At 69.7% G+C, this 6,324-nt stretch carries 6 protein-coding genes; 3 read left to right on the top strand and 3 right to left on the bottom strand.

Going from position 1 to position 6,324, the window contains the following annotated elements:
* Positions 1–62: 62 nt before the first annotated feature.
* Complete coding sequence (gene nagB / locus ACFUN8_RS36655) at positions 63–845, bottom strand: glucosamine-6-phosphate deaminase (protein WP_383647574.1); 783 nt, start codon at positions 843–845, stop codon at positions 63–65.
* 190 nt (positions 846–1,035) lie between these two features.
* Here nagB and ACFUN8_RS36650 point away from each other — a divergent pair, with 190 nt between their 5' ends.
* Positions 1,036–2,124, top strand: a complete 1,089-nt coding sequence (locus ACFUN8_RS36650) for an SIS domain-containing protein (RefSeq protein WP_383647571.1) — start codon at positions 1,036–1,038, stop codon at positions 2,122–2,124.
* A 376-nt stretch (positions 2,125–2,500) separates the two neighbouring features.
* Positions 2,501–3,994, top strand: a complete 1,494-nt coding sequence (locus tag ACFUN8_RS36645) for a histidine kinase N-terminal domain-containing protein (protein WP_383647577.1) — start codon at positions 2,501–2,503, stop codon at positions 3,992–3,994.
* A gap of 203 nt (positions 3,995–4,197) precedes the next feature.
* Here ACFUN8_RS36645 and ACFUN8_RS36640 read toward each other — a convergent pair whose 3' ends face one another.
* Positions 4,198–4,455, bottom strand: coding sequence for a WhiB family transcriptional regulator (locus ACFUN8_RS36640; RefSeq protein ID WP_004937597.1), 258 nt, complete (start codon positions 4,453–4,455; stop codon positions 4,198–4,200).
* A 316-nt stretch (positions 4,456–4,771) separates the two neighbouring features.
* On the bottom strand, positions 4,772–5,740 hold the full coding sequence (locus ACFUN8_RS36635; protein WP_383647568.1) for a diacylglycerol/lipid kinase family protein: 969 nt from the start codon (positions 5,738–5,740) through the stop codon (positions 4,772–4,774).
* Between the two features lie 103 nt (positions 5,741–5,843).
* On the opposite strand from ACFUN8_RS36635, the gene ACFUN8_RS36630 reads away from it, so the two are divergent.
* The gene (locus tag ACFUN8_RS36630; protein WP_383647565.1) at positions 5,844–6,272 is read left to right on the top strand and encodes a hypothetical protein; all 429 of its coding nucleotides are present in this window, start codon (positions 5,844–5,846) and stop codon (positions 6,270–6,272) included.
* Positions 6,273–6,324 lie beyond the last annotated feature (52 nt).

The raw sequence follows: 6,324 nt of genomic DNA, 5'->3' as shown, positions 1-6,324 counted from the left end.
GCCCGGTGTTCTGTCCGTCCGGCGTTCTTCGAGGTTCTTCGTGGACCTGGGGACAGGGGTTTCTAGATGCCCTGCCAGTCCGGCTTCGCGGCGTACGTGGCGCGGAAGTAGTCCGCGAGCTTCAGCTTGGACGCGGCGGCCTCGTCGACCACCACCGTGGCGTGCGCGTGCAGTTGCAGCGCCGACGCGGGTACGACGGCGGCCACCGGCCCCTCCACGGTCTGCGCCACGGCCTCGGCCTTGCCCTCGCCCGTGGCCAGCAGCACCAGGTGCCGGGCCTCCAGGATGGTGCCGATGCCCTGGGTGATGACGTGGTGCGGGACCTCGTCCGGGCTGTCGAAGAACCGGGCGTTGTCCTCCCGGGTCTGCCGCGTCAGCGTCTTGATGCGAGTGCGCGAGGCCAGCGACGAGCACGGCTCGTTGAAGCCGATGTGCCCGTCGGTACCGATGCCGAGCAGCTGGAGGTCCACCCCGCCGGCCTGGGCGAGCGCCAGGTCGTACGCCTCGCACGCCGCCTGTACGTCCTCGGCGGCGCCGTCCGGCCCCATGAACGCGTCCTCGGCGAGCCCGAGCGGCTCGACGACCTCGCGCAGGACCACCGAGCGGTACGACTCCGGGTGCCCGGCCGGCAGCCCGACGTACTCGTCCAGCTGTGCGATCCGGGCGCCCGATGCGTCCACCGCGCCGGCCCGGACCTTGGCGGTCAGCGCCTGGTAGATGGGCAGCGGGGTGGATCCCGTGGCCACCCCGAGCAGCGCGTCGTGCTTACGGCGCAGCAGGTCCGCGATGGTCTCCGCTATGAGTTCGCCGCCCGCCTTGGCGTCCTGGACGATGACAACTTCCACGCTGGGCCTGCCGATCTGGTAAGAGTCCTCTGAGTCTCGTGGTATAGACCAATCTAGCAGAGCGGGCGGGCGCGGTGCGGCCCCCTACCGCCCCCTTCCGCTGGCGGGGGAACGCGTTCCCGTGGTCGACTTGTCCGGGCCCCGTGGGCGCCGTCCCCCGGTCACCTTCAGCCATGTGGAGGCACCCGCCATGTCCGTGACGAACCCTTCCGAAGAGGCCGCACGGCTCGCGCGGACCGATCCGCCGGGCCGGCTGATGGCCGCCGAGATGGCCGAGCAGCCCGCGATGCTGCGCCGCATCCTCAAGGAGGGCGCGCCGCGTGTCCGTACGGTGGCCGCCGCCATCGCCGCCCGAGCCCCGCGCTTCGTCCTGCTCACCGCGCGCGGCACCTCCGACCATGCCGCGCTGTACGCCAAGTACCTGCTGGAGATCCGCCGGGGCATGCCCTGCGGGCTGTCCTCCATGTCCACCACGACAGCGTTCGGCGCCCGGCCCGACCTCCGCGACGTGCTGGTGATCACGGTCAGCCAGTCGGGAGGCTCGCCCGACCTGGTGGCGTCCACCCGGGCCGCGCGCGAGGCGGGCGCGATCACGCTCGCCGTCACCAACAACCCCGACTCGTCCCTGGCCGCCGTGTCGGAGTTCCACATCGACATCCTCGCGGGCCCGGAGAAGGCCCTTCCGGCGACGAAGACGTACACGGCCTCCCTGCTGTCGCTCTACCTCCTCGTCGAGGGCCTGGGCGGCGGTGACGGCGCCGCGGCGCACGTCCTGCCGGACCTGGCGGACCTGATCCTGTCCCGTAGGGACGAGGTGGTCACCCTGGCCTCCCGCTACCGCTTCGCCGAGCGGATGGTCATCACCTCACGCGGCTACGGCTACCCGACGGCCAAGGAGGCGGCGCTCAAGCTCATGGAGACGAGCTACATCCCCGCACTCGCCTACTCCGGCGCGGACCTGCTGCACGGCCCGCTCGCGATGGTCGACAACATCTCGCCCGTCATCGCCGTGGTCACCGACGGCAGGGGCGGCGAGGCGCTCCAGCCGGTCCTGGAACGGCTGCGCGGCCGGGGCGCGGACCTGTGCGTCGTCGGGCCGGCGTCCGAGGTCGCCGCCGCGTCGGTGGGGTTCGCGCTTCCTACGGAGGGCGTCGCCGAGGAGGTCCAGCCGGTCCTGGAGATCCTGCCGCTCCAGCAGCTGGCGTACGAGATCACCATGGCCCGGGGCCAGGACCCGGACGCCCCGCGCGCGCTGGCCAAGGTCACCGAGACCCACTGAGCCGACGCCGGCTTGTCGAGGTGCCGAGCCGCCCGCCGACCTGTCGAGCCGAGCCACCGACCCCCGTGCGGACCCCCGGAAACACCCACGGGCCGCGGCGCCAGGACGGGACCCTCAGCCCGTCCGGCACCGCAGCCCGGAGTTGCTACGGCCACGAAGGCCGTGAGAGAGGTATCGACGCAGTCAGGGCAGAGAGCGCCGGTTACCCCGTTCCGCCCTCCTGTGCGGGGAGAGCGGAAGCTTTACCTAAGCATTGTGGACTAGACCATTCATATCTGTCCATCGATCGGGAAGGGCATTTTCCGGCCCCTCCCAGCACCACGTCGCGCCGACCGCCGCGGTTCACCCCACGGGTACGCTCGCCTGTGTGCCCTCCATGAACGACCTCGTACGCCAGCACACCGCCCTGACCGAGTCCGACCTCGAATGGCTCCATCTGCTGGTCTCGGAGTGGCAGCTGCTCTCCGACCTGTCCTTCGCGGACCTCGTCCTGTGGGTGCCCACCCGCGACGGCGCCCGCTACGTCTCCGTGGCCCAGATGCGGCCCAACACCGGCCCCACGTCCTACCAGGACGACATGGTCGGCCATCTCGTCCCCCGGGGCCGCAGGCCGCTCCTGGACGCCGCGCTGGACGAGGGCCGGATCGTGCGCGAGGGCGACCCGGAGTGGCGTGAGGAGGTCCCGGTGCGGGTCGAGTCGATCCCCGTACGCCGCGAGGGCCGCGTCCTCGGCGTCATCGCCCGCAACACCAACCTCCTCACCGTCCGCACCCCCAGCCGGCTGGAGCTGACCTACCTCCAGTCCGCCTCCGACCTCGCCCAGATGATCGCCGCCGGATCGTTTCCCTTCCCCGGCCAGCAGGTCGACATGGACGCCTCACCACGCGTCGGCGACGGTCTGATCAGGCTCGACGTCGACGGCATCGTCCAGTACGCGAGCCCCAACGCCCTCTCCGCGTATCACCGGCTGGGACTCGCGTCCGACCTGGTGGGACATCACCTCGGCCAGACGACCGACGAACTCGCCCCGGTGCGCGGTCCGGTGGACGAGGCCCTGGTCAAACTGGCCAGCGGATACGCCCCGCGCGAGACCGAGGTGGAGAGCGCCGGCGGTGTCATCCAGCTGCGCGCCATCCCGCTCAAGCCGAAGGGCACCCGGGTCGGTTCGCTGATCCTGCTCCGTGACGTCACCGAACTGCGGCGACGTGAGCGCGAGTTGATAACGAAGGACGCCACGATCCGGGAGATCCACCACCGGGTGAAGAACAACCTCCAGACGGTCGCCGCGCTCCTCAGGCTCCAAGCGCGCCGGATGGACTCGGAACAGGGCCGCGAGGCCCTCAACGAGGCGGTGCGGAGGGTCGGTTCCATCGCCATCGTCCATGAGACGCTTTCTCAGAATCTGGACGAACGGGTGGAGTTCGACGAGATCGCCGACCGGGTGCTCGCGATGGTGTCGGAGATCTCACCGGGCAAAACGGTACGGCGAACGGGCCGGTTCGGGATTCTGGACGCGGAAGTGGCCACTCCGCTCTCGATGGTCCTCACCGAGATCCTGCAGAACGCGCTGGAGCACGCCTTCGACACGGGGGAGCGCGGCACGGTCGAGGTGCACGCCGTCCGCAGCGGCGGGAACGGTCCCAAACGCCCCGGCGACGTGGGCCGTTCGGACGCCCGGCTGCTCATCACCGTCCAGGACGACGGCCGCGGACTGCCCGAGGGCTTCGACCCGCGACGGGCCGGCAACCTGGGTCTGCAGATCGTACGGACGCTGGTGGAAGGGGAGTTGGGCGGCGGGTTCGACATGCTTCCCGGCCAGGAGCGGGGCACGCGGGTGATCCTCGACATCCCGGTGGAGCCGCACAAATGACCGACCCCCACAAGTGACCGACTCCCGAAGGTCTTTCGCGGCAGGTCTTTCACAGCGACGAGCCCCGGACCGTGGTGACGGTCCGGGGCTCGGCCTCAAGCTCTGTGACGTTGCGCATCGGGGGGTACTGCGCGCTGCGGTTCGGGGGCGGGGTTATGCGTACACGCTGTACGCGCCGCCGTGCTCAAGCTGGGTGCGGTGTCTCAGGCGGTCGCGTTACGCGCCCGGTTGCGAGCGGCACGGCGCTTCATCGCGCGGCGCTCGTCCTCGCTGAGGCCACCCCAGACACCCGAGTCCTGACCGGACTCGAGCGCCCACTGCAGGCACTGCTCCATGACGGGGCAGCGACGGCAGACGGCCTTGGCTTCCTCGATCTGCAGCAGCGCAGGACCGGTGTTGCCGATGGGGAAGAAGAGCTCGGGGTCTTCCTCGCGGCAAACGGCGTTGTGACGCCAGTCCATGGCTGCTACCTCTCTTGGTGTTACGTGCTGATTGCTTGTGAATGTGAACGCTTTCACGAATCCCCCGACAAGGGAAGGGCCGACGCCCAGACAAGCTGGGGTGGTCCTGGTTCGAGGAGGGGTTCTGGTGCTCAGTGGAGGCCGGTGTTGCGGGCCGTCCCGAGCGCCATGTAGAGATTCGCAAACCTCGGCGGCGGATACAACCCCTTCAGGAAAGTTTTTTTTGATTCCTCGGTGTCGACTCGGTCACAGCCGTACTTCCATGGGGTGGATGCCAGCCTAAACGTTCGAGTGAAAGGACTTTCCCCACTTCCACTCACACAATCACACGCAGTGCACGGCGTACGCCTGTGAACGTCACGCTCGTTCGCAGTCCCAGGTGGTCGCCATCCATCTGGAAGGGCAGTGGGACCTTCGATTGCAAGGTGAAGTCGGTCAGGTCATGAAGGGAAACCGCATGCCTGCCGTGCGGGCCCCGATCGGGGGTCGAATTGAGTAGCTGCGTCGCATAACGCGCCACCGCCGGAGTCGACAACTTGCTCAGTCCCAGCACATCCAGAGCGGTGTCGAACGACGCTCCCGGAGACGCGTACAGCGGACGATTGCCCAGGTAGGAGTACGGGGCGGTGTTGCAGACTATCGACAGCACCAGGTCCGTCACCGGCTTCTCACCGGGCCGGTCGAGGGTGATCATGCCGCGCCGGCGATGGGGTTCGTCGAGGAACTGCCGCACCACCTGACGGACATAGAGCGCGTGCGTCGAACGCTTACCGCGCTCCCGCTGTTGTTCGACCCGGCCGACCACTCCGGCGTCGAATCCCAATCCCGCGCAGAAAGTGAACCAGCGCGCCGGAACTGATTCATCGTCGGTTCCCGGAGTCCCGGCCGCCAGTCCCAGACCGACAGTGCGTTCGCTCTGGTTACTCAGCGCGTCCAGAATGGCGCCGGTCGCCTCCACGGCGTCATTCGGCAGCCCCAGCGCACGCGCGAACACATTCGTCGAACCGCCCGGCACGACGGCCAGTCGCGGCAGCCTGTCGGGGTCCGGACCGCCGTGCAGAAGGCCGTTGACGACCTCGTTGACCGTGCCGTCGCCACCGAGGGCGACAACCAGCTCTATGTCGTCGGAGTTTGCCGCACGCCGCCCCAGATCGCGGGCGTGCCCCCGGTACTCGGTCGTCACCGCCTCCAGCTTCATCTCGCTGGCGAGCGCGTGGATGAGTACGTCGCGGGTGCGGGCACTGGTGGTGGTTGCTGCCGGATTGACCACAAGGAGTGCGCGCATACGGAGGAGATTACCGGCCATGGACACCTGACCCGTCCCCGGGCGGACCGCGCGCCGTCCGGGGGCCCGCCGGTCGTCGGGAGCCGGCGGCTACCCTGCTGGGGTGAGCAGAGTCGACCAGAACACCCCCGACCCGAGCCCCCGCCCCGGCCGGCTGACCGCCGCGGCCGCCTGCGCCGGGCTCGAAGCCCTCGCACTCGTCGTCGGCGGCGGATACCTGCTCGTGATGGGGCTGCTCGGGCGTCCCGACGACTCGCAGCAGTCCGTGATGGGCGGTGTCACCCTCGTCGCCCTCGGTGCCATCCCGCTGCTCGCCGCCCGCGGACTCCTGCTGCGGCGCGGCTGGAGCCGGGGCCCCGCGGTCGCCACCCAGATCATGGCGCTGCCGGTCGCCTGGACGCTGCTGACCTCCAGCGGCGCGCTGATCCCGGCCGGGATCGCGCTCGCCGTGATCGCCGTGACGGCGCTGGTCCTGCTGGTCAACCCGACGACCACGCAGGCACTCGGCATCGGCCGCCCGGACGGCGCCTAGACCCTGTCCGACCTTGAACGCCGGAGGGGCCGTACGCGACTGCGTACGGCCC

The sequence above is a fragment of the Streptomyces sp. NPDC057307 genome (genome assembly GCF_042667665.1).
Classification (GTDB): Bacteria; Actinomycetota; Actinomycetes; order Streptomycetales; family Streptomycetaceae; genus Streptomyces.
The sequence above is the reverse complement of the archived record's forward strand: the minus strand, read 5'-3'. Positions and strand labels throughout refer to the sequence as shown.